Origin of the sequence: Nocardia sp. CC213A (assembly GCF_030766805.1) — a bacterium.
In the GTDB taxonomy this organism is placed as follows: Bacteria; Actinomycetota; Actinomycetes; order Mycobacteriales; family Mycobacteriaceae; genus Nocardia; species Nocardia otitidiscaviarum.
Genome location: NZ_JASFXA010000006.1, coordinates 326,724 through 352,426, shown reverse-complemented (window position 1 = coordinate 352,426; position 25,703 = coordinate 326,724). Strand labels below are relative to the sequence as shown.

The window sequence follows — 25,703 nt, the reverse complement described above, 5'->3', positions numbered from 1 at the left end:
CGCACCTACCGGGGCCGCACGCGGTCGGCCGCCGGTTCGTCGCTCACCGTTCCTTCTCGGCGAGCGACCACTCCGGCCCGTCGGGTGTGTCGGTGACCTGCACGCCCGCGGCCTCCAGCCGGTCGCGCACCGCGTCGGCGGTGGCCCAGTCCTTGGCGGCCCGCGCCTCCTGCCGCCGGCGCAGCTCCGCGCCGATCAGCACGTCGAGCGCGGCGAGCGCGGTGGTGTCGTCGGTGGGCGCGGCCCAGTGCGGATCGAGCGGATCCACGCCGAGGACGTCGAGCATGGCCCGCAGCCGGCCGGCGATCTCGCGCGCCGCGCCGAGATCCCCGGAGTCGAGCATCTTGTTGCCGTCGTGCACCAGGCGGTGGATCTCCGCGAGGGCCTTGGGCACCGCCAGGTCGTCGTTCAGCGCGTCGGCGAATCCGGCGGTCCAGATGCCGACCGGCACCTCGCCGGCCCGCTCGGTCACGCGCTGGATGAGCGACTCGATGCGCCGGTATCCGGCGGCGGCCTCGGCGAGCGCCTGATCGGAGTACTCCAGCACCGACCGATACTGCGCACTGCCCAGGTAGTAGCGCAGCTCCACGGCCCGCACGCCCACCCGTTCGAGCACCTTGGCCACGGTCAGCGTATTGCCCAGTGACTTGGACATCTTCTCGCCGCCCATGGTCACCCAGTGGTTGTGCAACCAGTAGCGGGCGAAACCGTCCCCGGCCGCCCGTGACTGGGCGATCTCGTTCTCGTGGTGCGGGAAAACGAGATCCATTCCACCGCAATGGATGTCGAATTCACCCCCGAGGTAGTACCCGGCCATGGCGGAGCATTCCAGATGCCAGCCCGGCCGCCCCGGCCCCCACGGCGACGGCCAGCTCGGCTCGCCCGGCTTGGCGGCCTTCCACAGCGTGAAGTCACGCGGGTCCCGCTTGCCGGTCCCGGCGCTCTCGCCCTGGTGCACATCGTCGAGCTTGTGCCCGGACAGCCGCCCGTACTCGGGGAAGCTCAGGACGTCGAAGTAGACATTGCCCTCGGAGGCGTACGCGTGCCCGCGCGCGATGAGCCGCTGCATGAGCTCGACCATCTGGGTGATGTGCCCGGTGGCCCGCGGTTCCGCCGACGGCGGCAGCACATTGAGCGCGGCGTAGGCGCTGTCGAAGGCCCGCTCGTAGGTGGCGGCCCACTCCCACCACGGCCGCCCGGCCTCGGCGGCCTTGGTCAGGATCTTGTCGTCGATATCGGTGACATTGCGAATGAAGGCCACATCGAAACCATTGGCGGTGAGCCAGCGCCGCAGCACGTCGAAGGCGACATTGCTGCGTAGATGGCCGATGTGGGGTTCACCCTGCACAGTCGCGCCACACAGGTACACCGAGGCATGGCCGGGGACCAGCGGCGTGAAGTCACGCAGGGTCCGCGTCTCGGTGTCGAACAGGCGCAGAGTCACGACAAGGCATCCTAGCTTGTGGATTGATGCGGATTACGGGCGGAGCGGGGGTGGCGTTCGGCGGTGATCGCACGGTCCGTGCGGGTCACCGACGGCGGCGCGGCGGGAGCGGTTTTCCGGGCGAAAGCCGCGGCACGAACAACGTCAGGGCGACAGCCGGCGGCGGCGAGCGTCAGGGGCGACAGAGCATGGCGGTGGCGACGGCGGCGATCCCCTCACCGCGTCCGGTCAGTCCCAGACCGTCGGTGGTGGTCCCGGACACCGATACCGGCGCGCCGAGCAGATCGCCGAGCACCTGTTGCGCTTCCGTGCGGCGCGGCCCGATCTTGGGCCGGTTGCCGATGACCTGTACGGCCGCGTTGACGATGCCGTAGCCCGCCTCGTCGAGCAGCCGCCGCACCTCCTTCAGCATGGCCGCGCCGGTGACGCCCTCCCATTCGGGGCGTCCGACGCCGAAGACCGCGCCCACGTCGCCGAGCCCGGCGGCCGACAGCAGGGCGTCGCACAGCGCGTGCGCGGCCACATCGCCGTCGGAGTGTCCGGCGCAGCCGCTGTCGCCGTCGAAGAGCAGTCCGGCGATCCAGCAGGGGCGGCCGGGTTCGATGGGGTGCACGTCGGAGCCGATGCCCACGCGCATGGCGGTCGGATCGATCATCGCGGCACCGTCGCGGAGGAAGATTCCGACCGATCGCCCGGTGTGTCGGCCGCGCCGCGCGCAACGTCAAGGGGGCTGGCAGGGATGTCAAGGGGGCTTCTGTGGCCAAGGCCATCCTGGCGTGTCGCGCGCAGCCGAGCCGCGAGGGTATCGGCGAGCGTGAGATCCAGGGGAGTGGTGATCTTGAAAGCCAGCGGGTCGCCCGGCACGGTATGCACGGTCGCGCCCAGCAATTCCACCAGTCCGGCGTCATCGGTCGCCCGGGTGTCGCCCGCGTACGCGTCGCGCAGCAGGGCCGCGTCGAAGCCCTGCGGCGTCTGGATCGCGCGCAGCGCGGAACGATCCGGCGTTCCGGTCACCTCTCCGGCCGCGTCCACCGACTTGATCGTGTCGGACACCGGCAGTGCGGGCACCACGGCCCGTCGCCCCGCCCGCAGTTCGGCCACCACGCGGGCGATCAGCGACGGCGGCGTGAGGGCACGGGCCGCGTCGTGGACGAGCACATGGGTGGCGTCCAGCGCGGCCGCGAGGCCGGCCCGGACGGAATCGGTGCGTTCGGCCCCACCGACCACGACGCTCACCGCCACCGCGCCCGAGGCGGGCAGCAGTCGGCGAGCGTCATCGACCAGCTCGGCGGGGACCATCACCACGACGTGGTCCACCACCGCGGAGGCGATGAGACCGTCTACGGCGAGTCGGAGCATGGGACTGCCGCCGACCGGAACGAAAGCCTTGGGGAGTGATTCCCCGAGGCGAACGCCCATGCCGGCGGCAGGCACCAACGCCACGACACGAAGGCCGTCGCGCGATGTATTCACTGTCAGGAGGCCGCCGCGAGAACCTCGTCGAGCAGGGTCTCGGCCTTGACATCGTCGGTGCCCTCGGCGAGAGCCAATTCACCGACAAGGATCTGACGGGCCTTGGCCAGCATCCGCTTCTCGCCAGCGGAGAGGCCGCGGTCCTGCTCCCGACGCCACAGATCGCGAACGACCTCGGCAACCTTGTTCACATCGCCGGAGGCGAGCTTCTCGAGGTTGGCCTTGTAGCGGCGAGACCAGTTGGTCGGCTCTTCGGTGTGCGGAGCGCGCAACACCTGGAAGACTCGATCGAGGCCTTCCTGACCGACCACGTCGCGAACGCCGACATATTCAGCGTTCTCGGCGGGAACCCGAACGGTGAGGTCGCCCTGTGCGACCTTCAGGACCAGATACTCCTTCTGCACACCCTTGATGGTGCGAGTTTCGATAGCTTCGATCAGCGCCGCTCCGTGGTGGGGGTAAACGACGGTGTCTCCGACCTTAAAAATCATGTGTCCCGTGCCCCTTTCGATGTTCACAGTTTAACATGCGACTCGGTAACGGCGCGATCAACGATGCAGGTCAGGGCCACAACTAGGCGGCGGCGGGGGTTGACAGAACCGATTGAGTGTGCATCTGCGTTGTGCCATAAGGAGATACCGGCCACATGCGTTCGCGCGTTCATCCCTTGGCGCATCACGCAATTCCGCATCCGCGTGTGAGCGAACCGCGCGCGATGTACGACACCGCCCCCGCGCACAGCTCCGGAAGTCGCCCACTACTCTCTTTGACTACTACTCTCCATAGTGGAGTGAGCCCGGTCGACATGGAGGACAACCCGTGACTGCCCTGAAAGCCACCACAGCGTCGAAACCGCGGCGTGCCGCGACACTGATCGCACTCGCTGCGGGCGCGGCGCTCGCGTTGACGGGCTGCAGCGCCGGCCAGATCTCGCAGACGGCGGATCAGGTCGCCGCCGTCAACGGCAACAGCGCCGACGTCGGCAAGATCGCGCTGCGCGATGTGCGGATCCTGCTGCCGCAGTCGGCGGAGTACGACAACGCCAAGGGCGGCAAGGCGCTGCTGGCGTTCAGCGCCATCAACCTCGGCGAGCACCAGAGCGACACCCTGGTCAGCATCGAGGCCCCCGACCTGGGCACCGTCCAGATCGACGGCACGGTGGAACTCGGCCCGCAGTCGACCGTGGTCGCGGGCGAGGCCGCCGGCGCCGGTGACTCGCACGCCGATCCCGCGCACTCCGACGACGCGCACGGCGCGCCCGCCGCCGACGCGCCCGCCGACGAGGTCGCCGACCCGGCCGCCGACCCGCTGAAGATCGAGATCACCGGACTCCAGCAGGACGTCACCGCGGGCCTCACCTACCCGGTGCGCTTCAACTTCAAGGAGAACGGCACCGTCCTGGTGAACGTTCCGGTCGACGCGGGCGTCGAGCTGGAGCGCGCCGTCACCGACAAGTCGCGTTCGGGCGAGGGCGGCGGAGGCGGCGGCCACTGACCCGGCCCAGCGCTGTCATCGGCCGGTCCGCACCTGGTGCGGACCGGCCGTCGCGTTCGTACGAGATGGATGCGGGCCGTCGCGGGCGGACCGGGAACTGGCGCGGCGGAGGCGGGACTGTCGGGGCGCGTTATTAGGCTGCCCGCGTGGCCAAGGTGAAAACGCTGTACCGCTGCTCCTCCTGCCAGCACGAGGTCGCCAAGTGGGTGGGCCGGTGTCCGGAGTGCGGCGGCTGGGGCACCATCGACGAGGTCGCCGCGACCTCGACGGCCGCGACCGTGGGTCGCCGGGCCATGCTGCCGAGCACCGCGGCCGCGCCGATCTCCAGTATCGATTCCAAGACGACGCGGGCCCGCTCCACGGGCGTGTCGGAGCTGGACCGGGTGTTGGGCGGGGGCATCGTGCCCGGTTCGGTGGTGCTGCTGTCGGGTGAGCCCGGGGTGGGCAAGTCCACGCTGCTGCTCGAGGTGGCGCACCGCTGGGCGCGGCAGCGTGACGAGAAGTCGCTGTACGTGACCGCGGAGGAGTCCGCCGGACAGGTGCGCCTGCGCGCCGACCGCACCGATGCCGTGCACGAACGGGTCTACCTCGCCGCCGAATCCGATCTCGCCACCATCTTCGGCCACGTGGATCAGGTGAAACCCACACTGCTGGTGGTCGATTCGGTGCAGACCATGCTGGCCGCCGACGCCGACGGCGTCATGGGCGGCGTCACCCAGGTCAAGGCGGTGACGGCCGCGCTCACCTCGATGGCCAAGGCCAGCGGCATCGCCGTGCTGCTGGTCGGCCACGTCACCAAGGACGGTGCGGTGGCTGGTCCGCGCACGCTCGAGCACCTGGTGGACGTGGTGCTGCAGTTCGAGGGCGACAAGCACTCCACCCTGCGCATGGTGCGCGGCATCAAGAACCGTTTCGGCTCCACCGACGAGGTGGGCTGCTTCGAGATGCGCGAGAGCGGCATCGCCTGCGTGGACGACCCGTCCGGGCTGTTCCTGCACCACCGGGGCGTGGCGGTGCCCGGTACCGCGGTCACGGTGGCCATGGACGGCAAGCGCCCCATGCTGGGCGAGGTGCAGGGCCTGACCGTGGACACCCAGGTGCCCGCGCCGCGCCGCGCGGTGAGCGGGCTCGACTACAACCGGGTCGCCATGGTGCTGGCCGTACTCCAGAGCCGCTGCGGCCTCTACGTGGGCAAGCAGGATGTGTACGCCGCCACCGTCGGCGGTATGCGGCTGGCCGAACCGGCCGCGGATCTGGCGGTGGCCCTGGCCATCGTGAGCGCGCACCAGGATCGGGCGCTGCGGCCCGGCATGGTGATTCTCGGCGAGGTCGGCCTGGCGGGGGAGGTGCGCCGGGTGGCCGGGCTGACCAGGCGGCTGGCCGAAGCCGAACGGCTCGGCTTCACCGAGGCGCTGGTGCCGCCGGGGGTGGACCGCGCCGGACGCACCATGACCCTGCGCGAGGTCTCGGACCTGGGGGCGGCCATCGCCGCCAGCGGACTACGCCGCCGTCGGGCGAAGGCGCCGGTCGAGGCGGTCGGCGACTGATGGCCGGGCGGTGGGTGAGCGGGCTGCTCGGCCGCTCGAATTCCGCTGCGGCCGGGGACGGTTCGGCAGCGAGCGCGAATGACGGTGCGGCGCGGGACAATTCCACGAACGCGCGCCGCGACGTGCTCTCGCGATTCGTGCCCGGCACGCAATTGCGCGACGGGATCGATCGAATTCTGCGGGGCCGCACCGGTGGATTGATCGTGCTCGGTTACGACGATCGGGTGGAGCGCATCTGCGACGGCGGATTCGAATTGGATGTCGAATTCGCGCCGACCCGGCTGCGGGAATTGTCGAAAATGGATGGGGCGGTGGTGCTTTCCACCGACGGCACGCGAATTGTGCGCGCCAATGTGCATTTGGTGCCCGATCCGGCGCTGCCGACCGTCGAATCCGGCACCCGGCACAAGGCGGCCGAACGCGCCGCCGCGCACACCGGATATCCGGTGGTGTCGGTGAGCCGCTCCACCGGCCTGGTGACCGTGTACGCGCACGGTGACCGGTATCTGGTGGAGGATTCGCCGCTCATTCTGTCGCGCGCCAATCAGGCCATGGCAACCCTGCAGCGCTACCGGGCCCGCTTGGACGAGGTGACCCGGCGGCTGTCCGCGCTGGAGATCGAGGACTTCGCCACCCTGCGCGATGTGCTCACCGTGCTGCACTGCCTCGAGCTCATGCGCCGAACTGCGGGCGAGATCGACCAGGCGGTCGCCGAACTCGGCGTCGACGGCCGTCAGCTCGCCCTGCAACTGACCGAACTGGTGGCCGACACCGCGCAGTTGCGGCGACTGCTCGTCCGCGACTACCTGGTGGCGGAGCGAGCCGGGGAGCCCCGCATCGACCGCGCGCTGGCGCGACTGGACGCGCTCGGCGAGCCGGAACTGCTCGTGCTGGCGGATCTGGCTCCGCCGCTGGGCTATCCGGCCACCCTGGAGGCCCTGGACACACCGGTGGGGCCGCGCGGCTATCGACTGCTGGCCGAGATACCCCGGGTCCCGTTCCGGCGGGTGGAGCCGCTCGTGGACGCCTTCGGCGGCCTGCGCGGACTATTGGACGCCACCCAGGCCGATCTGGAAGCCGTGGACGGCGTCACCCCCGCCACCGCCCGCCGTATCCGCGAGGGCCTGTCCCGGCACGCCGCTGGCGGCGACTGCTGAACCCGGTGGCGGTCGCCGTGGTGGCAGGCCGGTCTCGGCGCTCAGGTGATGGTGGCGGGTCCGAGTCTCGCGCTCACGTGATGGTGGCGGCCCGGTCTCCCGCGCTCGGGTGATCGCTCAGGTGATATTGAACGGCTCCGGGGAGCTGGTGACCGAACCGAGTTGCGCCACAACGCTGTAGGGCCCCGGCGGAACCGGCACGCGCTCGCCCGCGCAATTGGGCTGGGAGGTGGAGCCCGACCAGGTGACGGTGAAGGCGGCCTGCTGACCGGGCTGCAGGGTGCGCACGTCGGGGGTGCCCTCCGGGTAGCAGTCGGTGCTGGCCCACATGCGGCGCTGGCCGTCCAGCGAGGTCACCGCGACCTCCTGCAACCCCGAACCCATATCGCGCTCACAGGCCTCGCTGGAGATATTGGTGATGACGATGCCGAAGACCGGCTGCTCACCCGCCTTGTAGGTGGGCGCGCCGACGCTCACCTTCACCGCGAGGGACTGGTCCGGGCACTGCTTGCCCTGTGCCGCGGGCCCGGCCTCGGCGGTGGCATTGGCCTGGGACTGCGCCGAATCCGACTCCGATGTGTCGGAGGAACTTCCGGCCGCCTTGTTGGTGGCGGCCGTGGTGGTGTCCGCGGCGGCGGAGCTGTCGTCGCCGTCGCCGCGCAGTAGCGCGAAGGCCAGCCAGAGCACCAGTGCGAGGGCGACTACCAGCGCGCCGATCGCGAGCAGTCGGCGACGCCAGTAGATTTCCGGCGGCAGTGGTCCATTCGGTTCCAGCACGGCAACTACGGTAAGGGCACAGTTGGGTGCATCCGGCTCAGGGTCGCGGCGTGTCGGTGGGGAAAAGCCCCTGGGGCCGGGTAGATTTCAGCCCCTTCGGACACCCGACCAGCTCGCGGGGTCCCCACCTGCGCCGAACGTCCGTTCCGGCGGCTAGACGACCTCGCCGATATTGCCGATCACCCGGCGCAGCGTGATCTGTCCTTCGCCGAGCTTGTAGGTGACGCACGCGATGGCGCACTCACCGGCGGCCACCCGCTGCGAGATGACCATGGACCGCTGCATGAGCAGGCGCGCGGTCTCCTCGACGTGCCGCGCCTCCAGGTCGTCCACCGTCTCCAACCCCTCGCGGCGGCCCAGCAGGATGGACGGCGTGACCCGCTCGACCACGCTGCGGATGAAGCCGCCGGGCACATTGCCGTTGTCGAGGGCGTCGATGGTGGCGCGCACCGCGCCGCAGCTGTCGTGGCCGAGCACCACGATGAGCGGGACGTTCAGCACCTGCACGCCGTACTCGATGGACCCGAGCACCGAGCTGTCCACCACGTGTCCGGCCGTGCGGACCACGAACATATCGCCCAGGCCCTGGTCGAAGATGATCTCGGCGGCCACGCGGGAGTCACCGCAGCCGAACAGGATGGCCTGCGGGTGTTGCCCGGCAACCAGCTTGGCGCGATCGGCGGCTCCCTGGCTGGGGTGCAGCAGATTGCCGTTCACGAAACGCTCATTGCCCTCGCGCAGGGCTTTCCAGGCACTGATCGGATTGGATTGCGGCATGTGTCCCATTCTCCACATCGCATGGGTTACCGGCGAGTCCGCTACGTTACGGCGCGGCAAACACCCCCTTGCGCCCGGCCGCCACCGGCCGTGAGCACCCCGCCCGACCTGCCGACTACCATCGCGTGGCGTCGGATGTCCCGGCTCCGACGGGCCGGGAGGAGGGCGGGAGATGGACAGCGACGCACTGGTCGAGTGGTACGAGCAGACCGCGCGGGATCTGCCGTGGCGGCGGCCCGAGGTGACCGCGTGGCAGATTCTGATGAGCGAGATCATGCTGCAGCAGACGCCGGTGGCGCGGGTGGAGCCGATCTGGCGGGAGTGGGTGGCGCGCTGGCCGGTGCCCTCGGCCATGGCCGCCGCGTCCCAGGGCGAGGTGCTGCGGGCGTGGGGCAAGCTCGGCTATCCGCGGCGGGCGCTGCGACTGCACGAATGCGCCCGGGCGCTGGCCCGCGACCACGGCGACGAGGTGCCCGCGGATGTGGACGTGCTGTTGGGCCTGCCCGGGATCGGCGCGTACACCGCCCGCGCGGTGGCCTGTTTCGCCTATGGGCAGCGGGTGCCCGTGGTGGACACCAATGTCCGCCGGGTGGTCGCCCGGGCCGTGCACGGCCGCGCCGAGGCGGGCAATCCCGCCGCCCGCGACCTGGCCGAGACGGAGGCCCTGCTGCCGGTGCGGGTGGACCGCGCCGCGGTCTTCTCGGCCGCCCTCATGGAACTCGGCGCGGTGGTCTGCACGGCCCGCAACCCCGACTGCGACCGCTGCCCGCTGCCGTCGTGCGCCTGGGTCGGCGCCGGGCGACCGGCCTCGGACGTGGTCCGCAAGGTGCAGAAGTACGAGGGCACCGACCGCCAGGCCCGCGGCCGCCTCATGGACGTGCTGCGCGCCGCCCACGGCCCGGTCGAACGCGTCCGCCTGGACCTGGCCTGGACCCGCGATCCGGGCCAGCGCGACCGCGCCCTGGACTCGCTGCTGGTGGACGGCCTCGTCGAACAGACCTCGGACGGCCTGTTCGCCCTGGCGGGCGAGGGCGGGGACTGAACAGCCTGCACGGTTGGACCGGTGGCTCGTCGGCGGACGCCCTCGTCGCTCACCGGCGCACCCGGTCGCGGCCGATCGGCGTGCCGCGGCGGACGGCTGACCGCGCGGGTGTTGTGGGTGCCGCGCGCCCGGGCGCTGCGCGGGTTCGGCGGCTGTGACCCGGTCGCCTCGTCGAGCATCACGTGTCCGGGTGACTCGCAACGCGCGTGCGGTCGGCCGCAACCTGACGGGTCGGTGCCGCGGCGTGCGGTCCATCGCGGCGCACCCCTGCGCGTACACCCTCCGCGACCGGACGAGGGGGCGTCGTCGCGGAGGGTGCACGCCGGGCGCGATCCGCTGCCCCTCATGCGGCAGATCGCGAGTATCGAGGTGCGGAGCCCCGGACACTTCGCCGGTCCGAGCCCGCCGGGTCCGTTGCTACTCATTCGGCTGCGGCGGAGGATCGGCGCGGCACGTGGGATCGCCAGCCAGCTGCGCCGTGCACGGCATCCTCGGCGTCGATCCGCACTCGCACGGCGGGCCGGCCGTCCTGCGTTGCGGTGCTCAGGCCGTGACGAGCACCCGTCCGCGGGTCCTGGTGCGGCGGCCGACCATTCGGCAGATCACGTAGATCGCGAACGAGATGGTCGTGACGAAGGTCGAGATGGGCACGCCGGGAGCCAGCGAGAGCAGGATGCCGCCGACCGCCGCGACCTCCGCGAACACGATGGACAGCACGGCGGCGTGCGCCGGGTTGGCCGTCACCTGCGCCGCCGCGGCGGCGGGCGTGATGAGCAGCGCGAGCACCAGCAGCGCGCCCACGATCTGCACCCCGAAGGCGGCGGTGATGCCGACCAGCACCGCGAACACCACGGCGAGTGCGCGCACCGGAACCCCGCGCGCCACCGCGACTTCCGGATCGGTGCTGGCGAACAGCAGTGGGCGGTAGACGAATCCGAGTACCACCAGCACGCCCGCCGTGCAGGCGGCCAGCAGTCCGAGCCCGGAATCGCCGACGCTCACCACCTGCCCGGTGAGCAGCGAAAACTTCGACCCCGCGCGCTCGGGCCCGAGCCACAGGAACAGCACCGATAGACCCAGCCCGAACGACAGCACCACCGCGATCACCGAATCGCGTTCGCGCGCACGGGAACCCAGCACCCCGAACAGCACGGCCGCCACCACCGACCCGGCGATGGCCCCGAAGCCGACCCCGATCCCGGCCAGCAGCGCCGCCGCCGCACCGGTGAGCGACAGTTCGCTGGTGCCGTGCACCGCGAAGGACATCTGGCGGCTCACGATGAGCGGCCCGATCGCGCCCGCGAGCAGGCCCAGCAGCGCCGCCGCCAGCACGGCCTGCTGCACGAAGTCGTAGGACAGCAGATGCGCGGTGGTGGAGAAGTCGAACATCTTGGCGAGAACGTCGGCGAGTTTGTCGTTCACGCGCGCACCTCGCCGTCACCGTGGCAGTGCTGCGCTCCGGCCGCGCCGAGCGCGTCCATGGTGTCGCCGGTGCCGACCACCACCAGGCGGCCGCGCACCCGCAGCACGTCCACCTCGGTGCCGTAGAGCTGCGAGAGCACCTCGGTGGTCATCACCTCGTCGGGCGGGCCGATCCGGAATTTGCCGTCCACCAGGTACAGCACCCGATCCACCAGCGGCAGCACCGGATTGATCTCGTGGGTCACGAACAGCACGGCGGTGTCGTGGGAGCGGCGGCGCTTGTCGATGAGTTCGGAGACCAGCCGCTGATTGGCCAGGTCCAGGCTGAGCAGCGGTTCGTCGCACAGCAGTACCCGGGGGTCGCCGACCAGGGCCTGGGCCACCCGCAGCCGCTGCTGCTCGCCGCCGGACAGCACGTCCAGCGGAGCGTCGGCGAAGTGTGCCGCGCCCACGTCGGCGATGGCGGCGGCCACCTTGCGCCGTCGTTCCTTGCGCCCGCGCAGGCCCAGCCCCCAGCGGTGCCCGTCCACGCCGAGCCCGACCAGGTCGACGCCGCGCAACTGCACTCCGGCGTCGATGGTCTTCTGCTGTGGGATGTAGCCGATATCCGGATTGCCCGCGCGGGCCGGACCGCCCGCGATCTCGGCGGTCCCGGCCGACAGGCCGAGCTGGCCCAGCAGCACTTTCAGCAGTGAGGTCTTGCCGGAACCGTTGGGTCCGAGCACGGCGATGAACTCGCCGGGCGCGATCTCGAGATCGAGCCCGTCCCACAGCGTGCGCTCCCCGAACGCCAGCCGGGCCGACGTCAGCCGCACGGCCGGGGTTCCCGTCGCGAGTGCGCTGTCGCCGAGGGGGCCGCCGGTCGAACTGTCGGCAGAGATAACGCTGTTCACAGGGGTGTTCATATCGTCGCCCCGTCCATTGATTCCCGCCGCTTCGTCAGCGTGGGGAGCCGAGGTGGAAGCGTCCATTATCTCTTCTCCGATCGCGACGTTGGCGGACATGGGAAAGGCTGACGATGTCGGGGCTGCGATCAGCTCAGCGCCTTGGCCAGGGCCTCGGCGTTGCGGGTCTGCCACTGAATGTAATCCAGGCCCTCGGGCAGGGTTTCGGTCACCTCGACCACGGGGATGCCCGCCGCCTCGGCCATGGCCTTCAGCTCCTTGGTGGTCTTGTCCTCGGTCTGGATGTTGTAGACCAGGGCCCGGACCTGCTTGCCGGTGAGCAGGTCGCGCACGGCGGCCACCGACGCCGGGGACGGATCGGTGCCTTGTTCGACGGCTTCTTGGAATTCGTGCGGCGTGCGATCGTCGGCCTTGGCGTCGAGCAGCAGGTAGTACGCGAGCGGCTCGGTCTGTACGACCGGCGTATTCGGGTGTTCGGCGGCGATGCGCTCGATGGTGGTCTCGATGGCCGTCAGTTTGTCGTTGAAGGCGACGGCCCGGTCGGCGTAGCTCTGCTTGTTGTCCGGGTCGAGTTCGCCGAGCACCTCGGCGATGTGGTTGGCGACTTCTCCGGCGACGTGCACGTCGTACCAGACGTGCTCATTGCCGTCACCGTGGTCGTGCCCGTGCTCGTCGGCATGCTCGTCGCGGTGCTCGTCGGGCTTCGCCTCGGTCGCGGCGGGAGCGTCGTGGGCGTGCGGGTCCTCCCCGGCGACCTCGACCGCGTTGACGGTCCTCTTGTCCTTGCCGGCGATGGCCTTGTCGATGAACTCGTCGTAGCCGCCGCCGTTGTAGACGATCAGATCGGCGTCGCTGATCTTGGCGGCCTCGACCGCGGTGACCTCGTAGGAGTGCGGGTCGGCGCTCGGATCGGAGATCAGCGACTCGACCTCGATATCGGGCCCGGCGACCTGCTCGGTGATGTCCCCCCAGACATTCGTCGAGGCCACGATGGTCAGTTTGTCGGGATCGTCGGAGCCGGTCCCGCAGGCGGTGAGGGCTGCGGCGGTGGCGACACCCACGGCGATTCCGGCGAGGCGAACTGCGATTTTGCTTGTCACGCGGGGTACTCCACTTGCACTGGCTCAAAACGGAAACGATTTCCATTTAAATGTAGCGCACGGTGTCGGACACTTCCGCATCGCGGCCGTCGGTTGTGTCCGGCGACACCGCGGACAATGCGCGAGACCCCCGCGGGCGGGTTGCCCACGGGGGTCTCGAACAGCTCCGGCCGGTTATGCCTGCGGCGCCAGCACCGCCGCCACCGGCTGGCTGAGCAGCTGGGCGCAGCGCAGCAGGCCCAGGTGGCTGTACGCCTGCGGGTGGTTGCCGAGCGAGCGCTCGGCCACCGGGTCGTACTCCTCGGAGAGCAGACCGGTCGGCCCCGCCACGTCGACCAGCTGGGCGAACAGCGCCTCGGCGTCCTCCCGCTTGCCGATGAGCAGATACGCCTCGACCAGCCAGGCCGCGCACAGGTGGAAGCCGCCCTCGCCGCCGGGCAGACCGTCGTCGTGGTGGTACCGGTACACGGTCGAGCCGCTGCGCAGCTCCGCCTCGGTGGCCACCACGGTGGCGTGGAAGCGCGGATCCGACGGTTCGATCAGTCCGCTGAGCCCGATGTGCAGGGTGGCGGCGTCCAGATCGGTGCCGTCGTAGGCCGCCGTGTAGGACTGCACCTCGTCGTTCCAGCCCTCCACCTTCACCTCGTCGGCGATGGTGTCGCGCAGCTTCTCCCAGTCCGGGTCCAGCGGCCGCCCGAACTGCCGGGCCAGGGTGATGGCCCGGTCCGCGGTGAGCCAGCCCATGACCTTGGAGTAGACGTGGTGCCGCGGATTGCCGCGGATCTCCCAGATGCCGTGGTCGGGTTCGCGCCAGCGCCGCTGCACGGCCGAGACCATGGCGACCACGAGCTCCCAATCCGCGTCGGGCAGGGCCTGACTCGGATCGGTGATGCCCTTCTTCTCGCGGGCATGCGCCAGCTGTGAGATGAGGTCCACGATGGGGCCGAACACGTCCAGCTGCACCTGCATATTCGCCGCGTTGCCGACGCGCACCGGCCGCGATCCGGCATAGCCGGGCAGCTGGTCGATGACGGCTTCCGGCGGCAGCGTCTCGCCGTAGAGGGTGTACAGCGGGTGCAGGCGCTCGGGGCCGGGCAGTGTTTCCAGCACCCGGTGGGTCCAGGCGAGCAGTTCCTCGGCCTCGTGCAGGGAGCCGAGCGAGACGAGCGCCGACGCGGTGAGCGAGGCGTCGCGCAGCCAGCAGTAGCGGTAGTCCCAGTTGCGCACGCCGCCGATGTCCTCGGGCAGCGAGGTGGTGGCCGCGGCCAGGATGGAGCCCGACGGCGCGTGCACGAGTCCGCGCAGGGTGAGCGCGGACCGCTTCATGAGGTCCGGTTTCAGCGGCGGCAGCTCGAGTTTGCCCGCCCAGTCCTTCCAGTACCGCTCGGCTTCCCGCCGCCGGTCCGCCTCCGGCGTCATGGCGGGTGCGAGATCGGAGGTGCCGCATCGCATTTCGAGCACGACCGGCCCGTTGCGGGGATCGACCACGGCGCGCGCGGTGTGGTGGATGCCGTCGTCGACGATCTCCCACTCGATACCGGGGGAGCGCAGCACGATGGGATCGTTGGTGCCCTGCACCCGGATTCCGCCGGCCTGGCGGATCAGCTTGACCGGCACCTGACCGAATTCCGGTCGCGGCGCGAAGGTCACGACGGCGCGCGCGTCACCGGTGATGACGCGGGTCAGGTCGGTGCGCTCGGGTACCACGTCGTGCGGCAGGTAGTCGACGACCTGCAAGCTGGCCCAACGGGTTTCGACGGTCATGGTGCCGTCGATGTAGCGCTGCGACAGCGGCAGTCCGGCGCGCTCCGGCGAAATGCTGAAGTGTCCGGCGCTGAATCCGCCGAGCAGGTGCGCGAACACCGCCGCGGAGTCCGGCTCGGGGTGGCACAGCCAGGTGATGGTGCCGTCGGGGGTGACCAGGGCCTTGGATCGAGGGCTGGCCAGCATGGTCAGCCTTTCGATTCGGGGGGCGGAGGCACCGGCCAACCACGTGCGGCGCTCTTCCAGCAGGAAGGCCAGCGCCTTGGACACCGTCTCGGTATTGGCGACATGGTATTTGGCGAGGCTCTCGCCCTCGCCGACCTTGATGCCGACATCGGGTCCGGACAGGCGTTTGAACGCCTTCTCGTCGGTGACGTCGTCGCCGATGAACACCGCCGCCGACGCGCCCTGCTGATGCCGGACGATATCCAGGGCCGCGCCCTTGTCGGTTTCCACCACCGCGAGTTCGATGACCTCTTTACCCTCGGTGACCTGGATGCCGACCCAGCTGGCGGGACCCTGGCGCACCTGAACGAGGGCCCGGCGCCCGATTTCCGGGCTCGCGTTCCGGACGTGCAGGGCCACGCTGGCCGGTTTGATCTCGACGGTGACGCCCGGGTTGTCCTGGGCGATCTGGGTCAGGGTCGACTGCACTTCCTGCAGTAACTGTTTGGCGTCGTTGTCGATGGCGTGCACGAAGCCGACATCGAACTCCGAGCCGTGGCTGCCGATGAGCTGCACCTCGACGGGCAGCCGCGACAGCGCCGCGAGATCACGGAGCGCACGGCCCGAGATCACGGCGGCGGTGGTGCCGGTGAGTCCGGCGAGAGCGCGCAGGGCACTCACCGACTCCCGATGGGGATAAGCCTTCGCCGGGTCGGAGACGATCGGCGCGATCGTCCCGTCGTAGTCCGATGCGACCAGCAGTCGCGGCACCCGCGCGACCGCCGCGAGTGCCCGGCGAAGTTCCAGTGGCAGATCCTGTGCGCTCACGCATCCAACCTAGTGATCGGAGGAGAAATTTCAGGGCGCGAGAAACTCTACTGGGTGCTGATTGCCCACATGTTGGGGGCGTGATACATGGCGTTTACATTCGGGCGAACTGTCCCGGATGCGCGCTGTGAACACCGGTGGGCTACTCGTGAGTCACTCCGCGGCAGCGGCTTTCACCTGCGAAAACGCGGCGGTCCGGCGCGACGGTGAGATATGCCACGCCGGACGGGTCGCGGTCGAGGTTGCTGGCCGCGATTGATTAGCTGGACGTGTCAGGGCTACTTGCCGTCGCCGATGAGCAGGTCGACGGTCAGCTCCAGCCGTTCGGTGACATCGGTCGCCGAGGCGCGCCGGGTCAGCCACGCCACCAGATTCGACATCCACACATCGGAGATGACGCGGGCGATGGCCAGCTGACGGTCGGTGGGGGTGTCCTCGGCCAGGGCGCGGGCGAAGAACCGGTCCATCACCTTGCCGACCCGGTCGACCTCGGCGGCCGCGGAGGCGTCGGCGAACATGAAGGCGCGCGTCATGGCCTCGGTGAGCAGCGGATCGCGCTGCATGGCCCGGGTCACCTGCTGCAACATCAGGTGCATGCGCTCCTGCGGGGTGTCGCCCGGCAGCGGCTTGCGCTTGCTCTCGAACTGCTCGAATTCCCGCGCCAGCGCGGAGACCAGCAGGTGCACCTTGGACGGGAAGTAGCGGTACAGCGTGCCGACGGCGACGTCCGCTCGTTCGGCGACCGCGCGCATCTGGACCGCGTCGTAGCCGCCCTTGGAGGCCAGCGCCATGGTCGCGTCGAGGATGCGCTTGCGCCGGTCCCGCTGGGCGGCCGAGCTCAGGTCCTCCTCACTGAGCGTGGTCACCGGCGCGGTGCGGCTGGCGGCAGCCGGTTCGGCGGCCTGCGATCGGGAGGGACTGGCCATCGGTTGAAAGTCCTTTCCTTACGAGTTCGTACCGCGCCCGGGCGACGTCTTGACTTACGCCCGGCTCGAATATTAGAACATGTTCTAGGTGTGGGAGTCACGCCGGAAAGGCGGTATGGAGTGTGACCATCGCCACCACTGACGAGCATAAAGCCGTCCAGGAGTCGATGCGCGGATGGGCCGCCGCGATGCGCCCAATTGCAACAATGCGGACCGGCGCGCCGGACTATTGGCGCGAATACTGGTCGCGCCTCGCCGATCTCGGAATATTCCGGGTCGCGGTGCCCGAGGCGACGGGCGGTGCGGGCGGAACGGTCGGGGATCTCGCCGTACTGGTGGAACAGGCGGCGCATGATCTTGTCGGCGGTCCGGTTCTCTCCACGGCATTGGCTGGACTCGTTGCCGGGGAGACGCTCGACGAGAATACGCCGTGCGGCGTGGCTCTCGGGGGCGAAATCGAGATATCGGCCGGTGAAACGGGTCTCACCCTCACGGGCGAGTGGGACGTTGTGATCGGGGCCGCACCCGGTACGGCCGTGCTGGTCCCGGTGCGTACCGGTGACCGCACCCGCTGGTGCCTGCTCGACGCCGATACCGCGGGCTTGCGGGTGGAACCGCTGGAACCGCTCGACCACAGCACTCCTCTCGCCCGCGTCGTCTGCGCGAATGTCACCGTCGCGCCGGAAAAGATCTTCACGCCGCGCGAGAATGTACTCGATCTGGCGGCCGTGCTGGTGGCCGCCGAAGCCGCCGGTATCGCCGGCTGGTGCCTGGAAACCGCCACCGAATATGCCAAGGTGCGTGAGCAATTCGGTAAGAAGATCGGCGAATTCCAAGCGGTCAAACACATCTGCGCGTGGATGCTGTGCCGGGCCGAACAGATTCGCGCGGTGGCCGCCGACGCCGCCGACGCGGTCGATACCGGAGGTTCGGAACTGCCGTTGGCCGCCGGCATCGCACTGGCGGTCGCGCTGGACGCCGCGGTGGAGACCGCGAAGGACTGTATTCAGGTATTGGGTGGAATCGGTTTCACCTGGGAGCACGACGCGCATCTGTATTTGCGGCGGGCCGTCGCACTGCGGCAACTGCTGGGCGGTTCGGCGCGCTGGCGGGCGCGGGTCGCGGAGTTGACGCTCCAGGGGCAGCGCCGCACGGTCGGCCTGGACCTGGGCGCGGATTCCGCGCTGGCGGGCGAACCGCTTCGGGAGGCCGTCGGTCTGGACGCGGAGCAGGCGGCGGTACTGGCCGCCGAGCTCTCCGGCATCGCCGCCCTACCCCCGGCGGAGCAGCGAAACGCGTTGGCGGACACCGGGCTGCTGGCCTCGCATTGGCCGCGGCCGTACGGGCGCGGCGCGGGGCCGGTGCTGCGCTCGCTGATCGAGGAGCAGATCCGCAAGGCCGGAATCGAGTTGCCCGATATCGCCATCGCCAACTGGGCCGTGCCGACCCTGCTGCAATACGGCACGCCGGAACAGATCGAACGCTTCGCCGGTCCCACGCTGCGCGGCGAGGTGGTGTGGTGTCAGCTGTTCAGCGAACCGGAGGCGGGTTCCGATCTGGCGGCATTGCGCACGGTGGCCCAGCGGGTCGACGGCGGTTGGAAACTGCGCGGGCAGAAGGTGTGGACGTCGTTGGCGAAAGAGGCGACGTGGGGAATCTGCCTCGCGCGCACCGATCCCGCCGCGCCCAAGCACAAGGGCATCAGTTATTTCCTGGTGGAAATGAATAGTCCGGGCTTGGAAATTCGGCCGCTGGTGCAGATCACCGGCGAGGCGAAGTTCAGCGAGGTATTCCTCGATGATGTCTTCGTGCCGGACGAATGCTTGGTCGGACAGCTGGGCAATGGTTGGAAGATCGCCCGCTCCACCCTCTCGGCCGAGCGGGTCGCCATGGGCGGCAAGGGAATCGGCGAGGAACTGGAGGCGCTCATCGCCGCCGTGCCGACCTCCGGGCCGGGTGCGGAATTGGTGGCCGATCGCCTGGGTGGACTTGTTTCGGAATCGGTCGCTGGAACTTTGCTGGAAGCTCGGGCGGCACGCAAACTGCTCAGCGGCGGCGATCCCGGCCCACAATCGAGCGTTCGTAAACTGGTCGGTGTGCGACATCGGCAGGCGGTGGCCGAATTCGCTGTCGAATTGTCGGGCGTGCCGGGCGCCCTGGAATCGGACGTGGTGAAAGAATTCCTGCTCACGCGTTGTTTGTCCATTGCGGGCGGAACCGAGCAGATTCTGTTGACCGTTGCCGGTGAACGAATTCTCGGGCTGCCTCGCGAATCGCAGTAGCCAGCCACACTCAACCGGGAGCATTGCATTGGACTTCACACGGGACGAGAGCCAGGACGCTGTCGCCGAGGTTGTCGTAAGTTTGCTGGAACGCGAGAGCGCGCGCGATATCGCGTTATGGCCCACCCTCGTCGACAGCGGGTTACTGGCTGTCGCGCTACCGGAGGAATACGGTGGCGACGGTATGGGGCTACTGGAGGTGTCGGCCCTGCTCACCGAGCTGGCCACCGACGCCGTGCAGGTGCCCGCGCTGACCACCTTGGGCTTCGGCGTGCTGCCGCTGGTCGCGGCGGGCGTGCCGGATGCGTTGGCGCAGGAGGTGTTTCCCGCGGTGGCCGAGGGCGCGGTCATCACGGCGGCACTGAACGAGCCGGGCGCGCCGTTCACGGTGAAGCCGGAGACCGCCGCGGTCTCCGACGGGACCACCGTGCGCGTCTCCGGCCGCAAGGTGGCGGTGCCCTACGCCGACACCGCGCGCTGGATCCTGATCCCCACCGACAACGGCATCGCGGTGGTGGACGGGGACGCGGCGGGGCTGACCCGCACCGCCAACCCCACCTCCGACGGCGTACCGGAGTTCACCCTCGTCCTCGACGACGTAGCGGTGCCGGCCGAGCGGCTGCTGCCAGGCGGACTCGCCGAACTGCACCGCTACGCGCTGGCGTGCCTCGGATCGGTGGCCGACGGACTGCTCAAAGGGGTGATCGCGCTGACCGCCGAACACGTGCGCACCCGCCAGCAGTTCGGCCGTCCGCTGGCCGAATTCCAGGCGGTGGCACAGCAGATCGCGGACGTCTACGTGGTCTCGCGCACCCTGCACGCGGCCGCCGTCTCGGCGAACTGGGCGTTGGCGCAACCAAGCGATTCCGCCGAGCACAACGAACGTACCGATGACGACCTCGACGTGCTGGCCTACACGGTGGCCGCGGAACTGCCCGCGGCCCTGCAGAAGTGTCATCACCTGCACGGCGGCATCGGCGTCGATGTGACTCACCCGCTGCACCGCTACTACTCACAGGCCAAGGACATCGCCCGCTGGCTCGGCGGCGAATCCTTCCGGCTGGACCGACTGGGAGCCAGATGTACATCGAACTGACCGCCGAACAGCGGCGGTTGCGCGACGATCTACGTTCGTACTTCACCGGTCTCGTGACTCCTGAAGAGGAGGCCGAGATGCTGGTGAACCGGCACGGCGACGCCTACCGCGCGGTGGTGCGTCGAATGGGCTCCGACGGCTGGCTCGGTGTGGGCTGGCCGAAGGAGTTCGGCGGCCAGGGCTTCGGGCCGCTGGAACAGCAGATCTTCTACAACGAAGCCGTGCGCGCGGACGTGCCGGTGCCGCTGGTCACCCTGTTGACCGTCGGCCCGGCACTGCAAACCTTCGGCACCGAGGAGCAGAAGCGCACGTTCCTGCCCGGAATCCTCTCCGGTGACATTCATTTCGCCATCGGCTACTCGGAGCCGGAGGCGGGCACCGACCTCGCCGCGCTGCGCACCAGCGCGGTGCGCGATGCCGACGGCGACTGGATCGTCAACGGGCAGAAGATCTTCACCACCGGTGCGCACGAGGCCGACTACATCTGGCTGGCGGCGCGCACCGGCACGGTGGAGTCCCGCCACCGCGGCATCACGATCCTGATCGTGGATACCAAGGACCCCGGCTACTCGTGGACGCCCATCATCACCTGCGACGGCGCGCACCACACCAACGCCACCTACTTCGACAATGTGCGCGTGCCGGCGGCCATGACCGTCGGCGAGGAGAACGGCGGCTGGAAGCTCATCACCACCCAGCTCAATCACGAGCGGGTGAGCCTGGGCCCGTCCGGCAAGATCGAACAGCTCTACGACCGGGTGCGGGAGTGGGCGCGAGTGCGTGGCGTGCTCGGCGAGGCCGACGTGCGGCGGTCGCTGGGCCGCCTGCACGCCATGGTGCGGCTGAACGAACTGCTGAACTGGCAGGTGGCGTCCAATATGGAGCGCTCCGACGCCGACCCGCGCGATGTCATCGCCGACGCCTCCGCCACCAAGGTGTACTCCACCGAGGCGCTCCAGGAGGCGGGCCGTCTGGCCGAGGAGATCGTGGGCCGCTTCGGCGACCCCGCCGACCCGGCCACCGCCGAACTGCTGACCTGGCTGGACCGGCGCACCAAGCAGAACCTGGTGGTGACCTTCGGCGGCGGCGTGAACGAAGTCATGCGTGAGCTGATCGCCCAGATGGGCCTGCGGCTGCCCCGCGTCCCCCGGTAGGAGTCGATGGTGTCCGGAGCCGTTGCGGTCGCCTCGAAGTCATGCGCGCTGTGTCCGATGGCCCAGATGGGCCTGCGGCTGCCTCGCGTCCCCCGATAGGAGTTCCCCTGTGTCACAGAGCTTCACGGCCGACGATATCGTCGCGGCCGCCGAGAAGATCAAGGCGGCGGGGCAGTCCGCGCCGCGCCTGGCCCGCGATCCGGTGAACCAGCCGATGATCAACAACTGGGTGGAGGCCATCGGCGACACCAACCCGATCTACGTGGACGTGGCGGCGGCGCGGGAGGCCGGGCATCCCGACGTGGTCGCGCCGCCCGCCATGGCGCAGGTGTGGACCATGTTGGGCCTGAACGGCGTTCGCCCCGCCGACGATCCCATGAACGCCACCAACGACCTGCTGGACGCGGCCGGTTACACCTCGGTGGTCGGCACCAACTGCGAGCAGATCTACCACCGGTATCTGCGGGTCGGCGAACAGGTGAACGTGCGCAGCTCCCTGGATTCGCTGGTGGGGCCCAAGCGCACCGGACTGGGGGAGGGGTGGTTCGCCACCTACCGCACCAGCTGGTACGTGGGCGACGAGCTGGTCACCGAAATGCTGTTCCGCATCCTCAAATTCGCGCCGGGAGCGGCGAAACCCGATCCGGCTGAAGACCTCGCGAAGCGGGTGCGGCCCACCGTCTCCAAGGACACCGAATTCTTCTGGGCGGGAACCAAGCTCGGCGAGCTGCGCATCCAGCGTCGCCCCGACGGCAGCCTCCAGCATCCGCCGGTTCCGGCGCTGTGGAAGGACAAGTCGGAGCAGACCGACTACGTGGTGGCGTCCGGGCGCGGCACCGTGTTCAGCTTCGTCGTGCATCACGCGCCGAAGGTGCCCGGCCGCGCGCTGCCGTACGTGGTGGCGCTGGTCGAACTGGCGGAGGGGGTGCGGATGCTGGGTGAGCTGCGCGGTGTCGAGCCCGCCGAGGTCGAGGTGGGGCTGCCGGTCGAGGTCGGTTTCGAGGCGCTCGACGACGACAACACCGTGCCGTACTGGAAGGCTGTGAAATGACCTCCGCCGTTGAGCCCGCCACCGTGCGGGTGGGAACCACACTGCCCGAGTTGGTGATTCACGCCGACCCGACCTTCGTGATCAGTTCGGCGCTGGCCACCCGGGATTTCCAGGATGTGCACCACGATCGCGACAAGGCGGTCGAGCGCGGTTCGAAGGACATCTTCGTCAATATCCTCACCGACACCGGGCTGGTGCAGCGCTTCGTCACCGATTGGGCCGGACCGCGCGCCATCGTGAAGTCCATCGCCCTGCGCCTGGGTGTGCCGCTCTACGCGAACGACACCCTGACTTTGACCGGCTCGGTCATCGCGGTCGAGGGCGATGAGATCACCATCGAGGTCGTCGGCCGCGACAGCCTCGGTGACCACATCACGGCCAAGGCCGTCATCTCGCTGCAGGAGGCAGGCAAGTGACCACAGCAAGCGGTGGTCGGGCGACCGGCGAATTGAGTGGCCGCGCTGCCATTGTCGGCATCGGCGCGACGGATTTCTCCAAGGATTCCGGGCGCAGTGAACTGCGCCTGGCCGCGGAGGCGGTCACGGCGGCGCTCGCGGACGCCGGGCTGAGTCCGGCGGACGTGGACGGCCTGACGACGTTCACCATGGACACCAACACCCAGGCCGCCGTGGCCCGTGCGGCCAGGATTCCGAGCTTGAAGTTCTTCAGCAACATCCCCTTCGGCGGCGGTGCGGCCGCGGCCACCGTGCAGCAGGCCGCCATGGCGGTGGCGACCGGCGTCGCGGATGTGGTGGTGGCCTACCGCGCCTTCAACGAGCGCTCCGGAAATCGCTTCGGCCAGTTCGCCACCCACCTCGCCACCGGCAACCCGTCCTCCTCGGGCGTGGACAACGCCTTCTCCTACACCCACGGTCTCGGCACCCCCGCCGCCCAGGTGGCGATGGTGGCCCGCCGTTATATGCACGTCTATGGCGCGACCAGCGCGGACTTCGGCCGCGTCGCCGTCGCCGACCGCAAACACGCGGCGGTCAACCCCGCCGCCCACTTCTACGGCAAGCCGATCACCCTGGGGGATCACCAGTCCTCCCGCTGGATCGCCGAACCCCTGCACCTGCTGGACTGCTGCCAGGAAACCGACGGCGGCGTGGCCCTGGTCGTCACCAGCACCGACCGCGCCCGCGACCTCCCCAACAAGCCCGCCGTAATCCTCGGCGCCGCACAGGGTTCCGGCGCCGACCAGTACGTCATGACCAGCTACTACCGCGACGCTCTCACCGGCCTCCCCGAAATGGGCCTGGTAGGCGACCAACTCTGGTCCCAGAGCGGCCTCACCCCCGCCGACATGCAAGCCGCCATCCTCTACGACCACTTCACCCCCTTCGTCCTCATGCAACTCGAAGAACTCGGCTTCTGCCCCCGCGGCGAAGCCAAGGACTTCATCGCCGACGGAGCCATAGAACTAGGCGGCCGCCTCCCCCTCAACACCCACGGCGGTCAACTCGGCGAGGCCTACATCCACGGCATGAACGGCATCGCCGAGGGCGTCCGCCAAATCCGCGGCACCTCCGTGAATCAGGTCGACGGCCTGGAGAACATCATCGTCACCGCCGGCACCGGCGTCCCCACCTCGGGCCTGATCCTCAGCACCAACTGATCGCTCCGGGCGCACCCGCGCGTCGGGGGACGCAACCGCCTTCCCCGACGCACCGGCTGGTTGACACACGGTTGTCCGACAACGGCCAGATGCGCGGTGACGCAGCGGCCATGTGTGCAGCAGCCGTGCGGCCGTATGCGGGCCGAGATGTTGCCTGTGCCGCCGACGCGTATTTCCACAGAGGCCTGGTATCACAGATGGTATCTTTCTGGGTATGGCGTGGACCATGCGTTTTCCCTCCGATGAAGAGGCTGCGCTCGAAGCGCAAGCCGAGTCCGAGGGGCGCTCCAAGCACGAGATCACCAGGGATGCGGTCCGGGAGTACCTCATGCGGCATCGTCGATGGGCGGAACCGCTGGTCGGCGACGAGGATACGTTCGACATGGGTGGTCCGATCGGCAAGGACGACATCCATGATGCGATGAATCGGCCCGCATGATCGTCGTCGCCGATACCTCGGGTCTGCTGGCGTTGTTCAACCGCTCCGACCCGGAGCATTTCGCGGTACGGCGGGCGGCGGACGCCGCGAGTGCGCTGGTGGTGAGCCCGCTCGCGCTGACCGAGGTGCATCACGTGGCGAGCGTTCGCGCCGGTCGCAAGGTCGCCGACGCGGTCTTGGGCAAGCTGGCCGATCGAATCGCCGCCACCCGCATCGTGCTCGGGGAAATCGGTGCCGCACAACTGCATACGGCTCTGGAGGTCCGCGCTGCGTACCACGACCTCAACCTCGATATCGTCGACGCGACCTGCGTGGTGCTGGCCGACCACTTCGACACCGATCAGATTCTGACCTTGGATCGCAGGGACTTTCGCGTGATCAGGCCATTGCGCCGATACGCGACATTTCAGATCCTGCCCGACGACTTCGTCGGGGGGTAACGACCCTCGGTGATTCGAGCGCTCGATACGGCGGTGTATCACCGGTGTAGATTTCTCCGGACCGCATCGGGGCCAGATCACCGGCAGATGTCGCGCGAAGCTCCTGACCGATGCTGCGCTCGCGCAGGCCCTCGGCATCGGACCAGGTGCAGTGTTTTGCGTCCCACATCTGGTCGGGGGCGGGTGGGATTTCTCGCATCCGTAAACCTGCGATGAACTCCGGAATCAGCTCGGCGATCATCGTGCAGCTCAGAACCCTGGTCACCGGGCGATCCGGCCACGTCGTCGAGTCCAGATGATTGCCCCGGTACCGAAAGCACCGGGCAACCCTGTCAACAAGCCCAACATCAGCACACCGCCGAGACCGATGTCCGGCCCGGTGCGGCCGGCTCTTACGCTGAAAAACGCTGTTAGTGCCAGCAATCCGATGACCAGCAGTACGGAGTACGCAACTCGGATCGCGGCATTACCGCGCGTGCCCACAGCGCGGCAGATCAGGAGTCCGCCGCCTCCTCCCAGGATGCCCGGCACCGCGAACGCGATCATCGCGGACCCAACTGCTGCGGAAGTACCAACAACCGCGCCCACTACGGCGACCATGACCGCTAGCACGATCAGGCTCTGTTGTGACCGCAGCACGGCTTTCCGATCGCTACCGTCGCCGTTCAGCGTCTCAGCCACGTGTCGAAGATAGCGATCCACAACGCCTCGCCGGTCCGAATCAGAGGTCCGACACGCCGCACCCGGCGGAGAAGGTGTGGTGGTCTGGGCTACTGCCGCGACGTCGAGTGGCCAATCCTGCATT

General features: G+C 69.2%; 23 protein-coding genes and 1 pseudogene. 12 read left to right on the top strand and 12 right to left on the bottom strand.

The window, feature by feature from the left end; all coding sequences use genetic code 11:
- Window positions 1–43 precede the first annotated feature (43 nt).
- From cysS to carD, 4 genes and pseudogenes are all read right to left on the bottom strand, one after another.
- A complete protein-coding gene (cysS, locus tag QJS31_RS14295) occupies window positions 44–1,444 on the bottom strand; it encodes a cysteine--tRNA ligase (protein ID WP_306356912.1) in 1,401 nt (466 codons plus the stop codon).
- Between the two features lie 172 nt (window positions 1,445–1,616).
- Window positions 1,617–2,081, bottom strand: coding sequence for a 2-C-methyl-D-erythritol 2,4-cyclodiphosphate synthase (gene ispF / locus QJS31_RS14290; protein ID WP_282780760.1), 465 nt, complete (start codon window positions 2,079–2,081; stop codon window positions 1,617–1,619).
- A gap of 161 nt (window positions 2,082–2,242) precedes the next feature.
- Window positions 2,243–2,917 (bottom strand): annotated as a pseudogene (ispD, locus tag QJS31_RS14285) (2-C-methyl-D-erythritol 4-phosphate cytidylyltransferase); the annotation flags it as partial.
- Between the two features lie 2 nt (window positions 2,918–2,919).
- Window positions 2,920–3,408: an RNA polymerase-binding transcription factor CarD gene (gene carD / locus QJS31_RS14280; protein WP_019931623.1), complete on the bottom strand. Its 489-nt coding sequence runs from the start codon at window positions 3,406–3,408 to the stop codon at window positions 2,920–2,922.
- 328 nt (window positions 3,409–3,736) lie between these two features.
- Here carD and QJS31_RS14275 point away from each other — a divergent pair, with 328 nt between their 5' ends.
- The 3 genes from QJS31_RS14275 (at window position 3,737) to disA (ending at window position 7,115) form a co-directional block, all read left to right on the top strand.
- Window positions 3,737–4,411 carry a hypothetical protein gene (locus QJS31_RS14275; RefSeq protein WP_306356911.1) on the top strand — a complete coding sequence of 225 codons (675 nt, stop codon included), beginning with the start codon at window positions 3,737–3,739 and terminating at the stop codon, window positions 4,409–4,411.
- Window positions 4,412–4,557: 146 nt separating this feature from the next.
- Window positions 4,558–5,958 carry a DNA repair protein RadA gene (gene radA / locus QJS31_RS14270; protein ID WP_306356910.1) on the top strand — a complete coding sequence of 467 codons (1,401 nt, stop codon included), beginning with the start codon at window positions 4,558–4,560 and terminating at the stop codon, window positions 5,956–5,958.
- The gene (disA, locus tag QJS31_RS14265) at window positions 5,958–7,115 is read left to right on the top strand and encodes a DNA integrity scanning diadenylate cyclase DisA (RefSeq protein ID WP_306356909.1); all 1,158 of its coding nucleotides are present in this window, start codon (window positions 5,958–5,960) and stop codon (window positions 7,113–7,115) included. Before radA ends, disA begins: the two co-directional genes overlap by 1 nt.
- 117 nt (window positions 7,116–7,232) lie before the next feature.
- Here disA and QJS31_RS14260 read toward each other — a convergent pair whose 3' ends face one another.
- Window positions 7,233–7,892: a DUF4232 domain-containing protein gene (locus tag QJS31_RS14260; RefSeq protein ID WP_029925258.1), complete on the bottom strand. Its 660-nt coding sequence runs from the start codon at window positions 7,890–7,892 to the stop codon at window positions 7,233–7,235.
- A 153-nt stretch (window positions 7,893–8,045) separates the two neighbouring features.
- Complete coding sequence (locus tag QJS31_RS14255; protein ID WP_143983062.1) at window positions 8,046–8,669, bottom strand: carbonic anhydrase; 624 nt, start codon at window positions 8,667–8,669, stop codon at window positions 8,046–8,048.
- Between the two features lie 172 nt (window positions 8,670–8,841).
- Here QJS31_RS14255 and QJS31_RS14250 point away from each other — a divergent pair, with 172 nt between their 5' ends.
- Entirely contained in the window at window positions 8,842–9,711 is an 870-nt protein-coding gene (locus tag QJS31_RS14250; protein ID WP_282776958.1) for an A/G-specific adenine glycosylase, read from the top strand.
- Window positions 9,712–10,254: 543 nt separating this feature from the next.
- On the opposite strand, the gene QJS31_RS14245 is transcribed toward QJS31_RS14250, so the two are convergent.
- From QJS31_RS14245 to kstR, 5 genes are all read right to left on the bottom strand, one after another.
- Complete coding sequence (locus tag QJS31_RS14245) at window positions 10,255–11,133, bottom strand: metal ABC transporter permease (protein WP_282776960.1); 879 nt, start codon at window positions 11,131–11,133, stop codon at window positions 10,255–10,257.
- Window positions 11,130–12,038 carry a metal ABC transporter ATP-binding protein gene (locus QJS31_RS14240; protein WP_282776962.1) on the bottom strand — a complete coding sequence of 303 codons (909 nt, stop codon included), beginning with the start codon at window positions 12,036–12,038 and terminating at the stop codon, window positions 11,130–11,132. Before QJS31_RS14240 ends, QJS31_RS14245 begins: the two co-directional genes overlap by 4 nt.
- A 128-nt stretch (window positions 12,039–12,166) precedes the next feature.
- Window positions 12,167–13,138, bottom strand: coding sequence for a metal ABC transporter solute-binding protein, Zn/Mn family (locus QJS31_RS14235; protein ID WP_282776965.1), 972 nt, complete (start codon window positions 13,136–13,138; stop codon window positions 12,167–12,169).
- Between the two features lie 174 nt (window positions 13,139–13,312).
- Window positions 13,313–15,895 (bottom strand): trehalose-phosphatase, encoded by a 2,583-nt coding sequence (gene otsB, locus QJS31_RS14230; protein WP_282776967.1) that lies wholly within the window; start codon window positions 15,893–15,895, stop codon window positions 13,313–13,315.
- Between the two features lie 278 nt (window positions 15,896–16,173).
- On the bottom strand, window positions 16,174–16,821 hold the full coding sequence (kstR, locus tag QJS31_RS14225) for a cholesterol catabolism transcriptional regulator KstR (protein ID WP_282776969.1): 648 nt from the start codon (window positions 16,819–16,821) through the stop codon (window positions 16,174–16,176).
- Between the two features lie 122 nt (window positions 16,822–16,943).
- Here kstR and QJS31_RS14220 point away from each other — a divergent pair, with 122 nt between their 5' ends.
- The 8 genes from QJS31_RS14220 to QJS31_RS14185 all read left to right on the top strand — a co-directional run bounded on the left by QJS31_RS14220 (window position 16,944) and on the right by QJS31_RS14185 (window position 24,898).
- On the top strand, window positions 16,944–19,103 hold the full coding sequence (locus QJS31_RS14220) for an acyl-CoA dehydrogenase family protein (RefSeq protein ID WP_282776970.1): 2,160 nt from the start codon (window positions 16,944–16,946) through the stop codon (window positions 19,101–19,103).
- A gap of 28 nt (window positions 19,104–19,131) precedes the next feature.
- Entirely contained in the window at window positions 19,132–20,199 is a 1,068-nt protein-coding gene (locus QJS31_RS14215; protein ID WP_306356908.1) for an acyl-CoA dehydrogenase family protein, read from the top strand.
- Window positions 20,184–21,353: an acyl-CoA dehydrogenase family protein gene (locus QJS31_RS14210; RefSeq protein WP_282776974.1), complete on the top strand. Its 1,170-nt coding sequence runs from the start codon at window positions 20,184–20,186 to the stop codon at window positions 21,351–21,353. The genes QJS31_RS14215 and QJS31_RS14210 overlap by 16 nt, the downstream gene beginning before the upstream one ends.
- 109 nt (window positions 21,354–21,462) lie before the next feature.
- Entirely contained in the window at window positions 21,463–22,404 is a 942-nt protein-coding gene (locus QJS31_RS14205; RefSeq protein WP_306356907.1) for a bifunctional MaoC family dehydratase N-terminal/OB-fold nucleic acid binding domain-containing protein, read from the top strand.
- Window positions 22,401–22,820 carry a MaoC family dehydratase gene (locus QJS31_RS14200; protein WP_306356906.1) on the top strand — a complete coding sequence of 140 codons (420 nt, stop codon included), beginning with the start codon at window positions 22,401–22,403 and terminating at the stop codon, window positions 22,818–22,820. The genes QJS31_RS14205 and QJS31_RS14200 overlap by 4 nt, the downstream gene beginning before the upstream one ends.
- Window positions 22,817–24,019 (top strand): lipid-transfer protein, encoded by a 1,203-nt coding sequence (locus QJS31_RS14195; RefSeq protein ID WP_306356905.1) that lies wholly within the window; start codon window positions 22,817–22,819, stop codon window positions 24,017–24,019. The genes QJS31_RS14200 and QJS31_RS14195 overlap by 4 nt, the downstream gene beginning before the upstream one ends.
- Before the next feature lie 214 nt (window positions 24,020–24,233).
- On the top strand, window positions 24,234–24,458 hold the full coding sequence (locus QJS31_RS14190) for a ribbon-helix-helix protein, CopG family (protein WP_282776981.1): 225 nt from the start codon (window positions 24,234–24,236) through the stop codon (window positions 24,456–24,458).
- The gene (locus QJS31_RS14185; RefSeq protein WP_282776983.1) at window positions 24,455–24,898 is read left to right on the top strand and encodes a type II toxin-antitoxin system VapC family toxin; all 444 of its coding nucleotides are present in this window, start codon (window positions 24,455–24,457) and stop codon (window positions 24,896–24,898) included. The genes QJS31_RS14190 and QJS31_RS14185 overlap by 4 nt, the downstream gene beginning before the upstream one ends.
- 261 nt (window positions 24,899–25,159) lie before the next feature.
- Here the strand turns inward: QJS31_RS14185 and QJS31_RS14180 are convergent, their stop codons facing one another.
- On the bottom strand, window positions 25,160–25,579 hold the full coding sequence (locus QJS31_RS14180) for a hypothetical protein (RefSeq protein ID WP_282776984.1): 420 nt from the start codon (window positions 25,577–25,579) through the stop codon (window positions 25,160–25,162).
- Window positions 25,580–25,703: the final 124 nt, after the last annotated feature.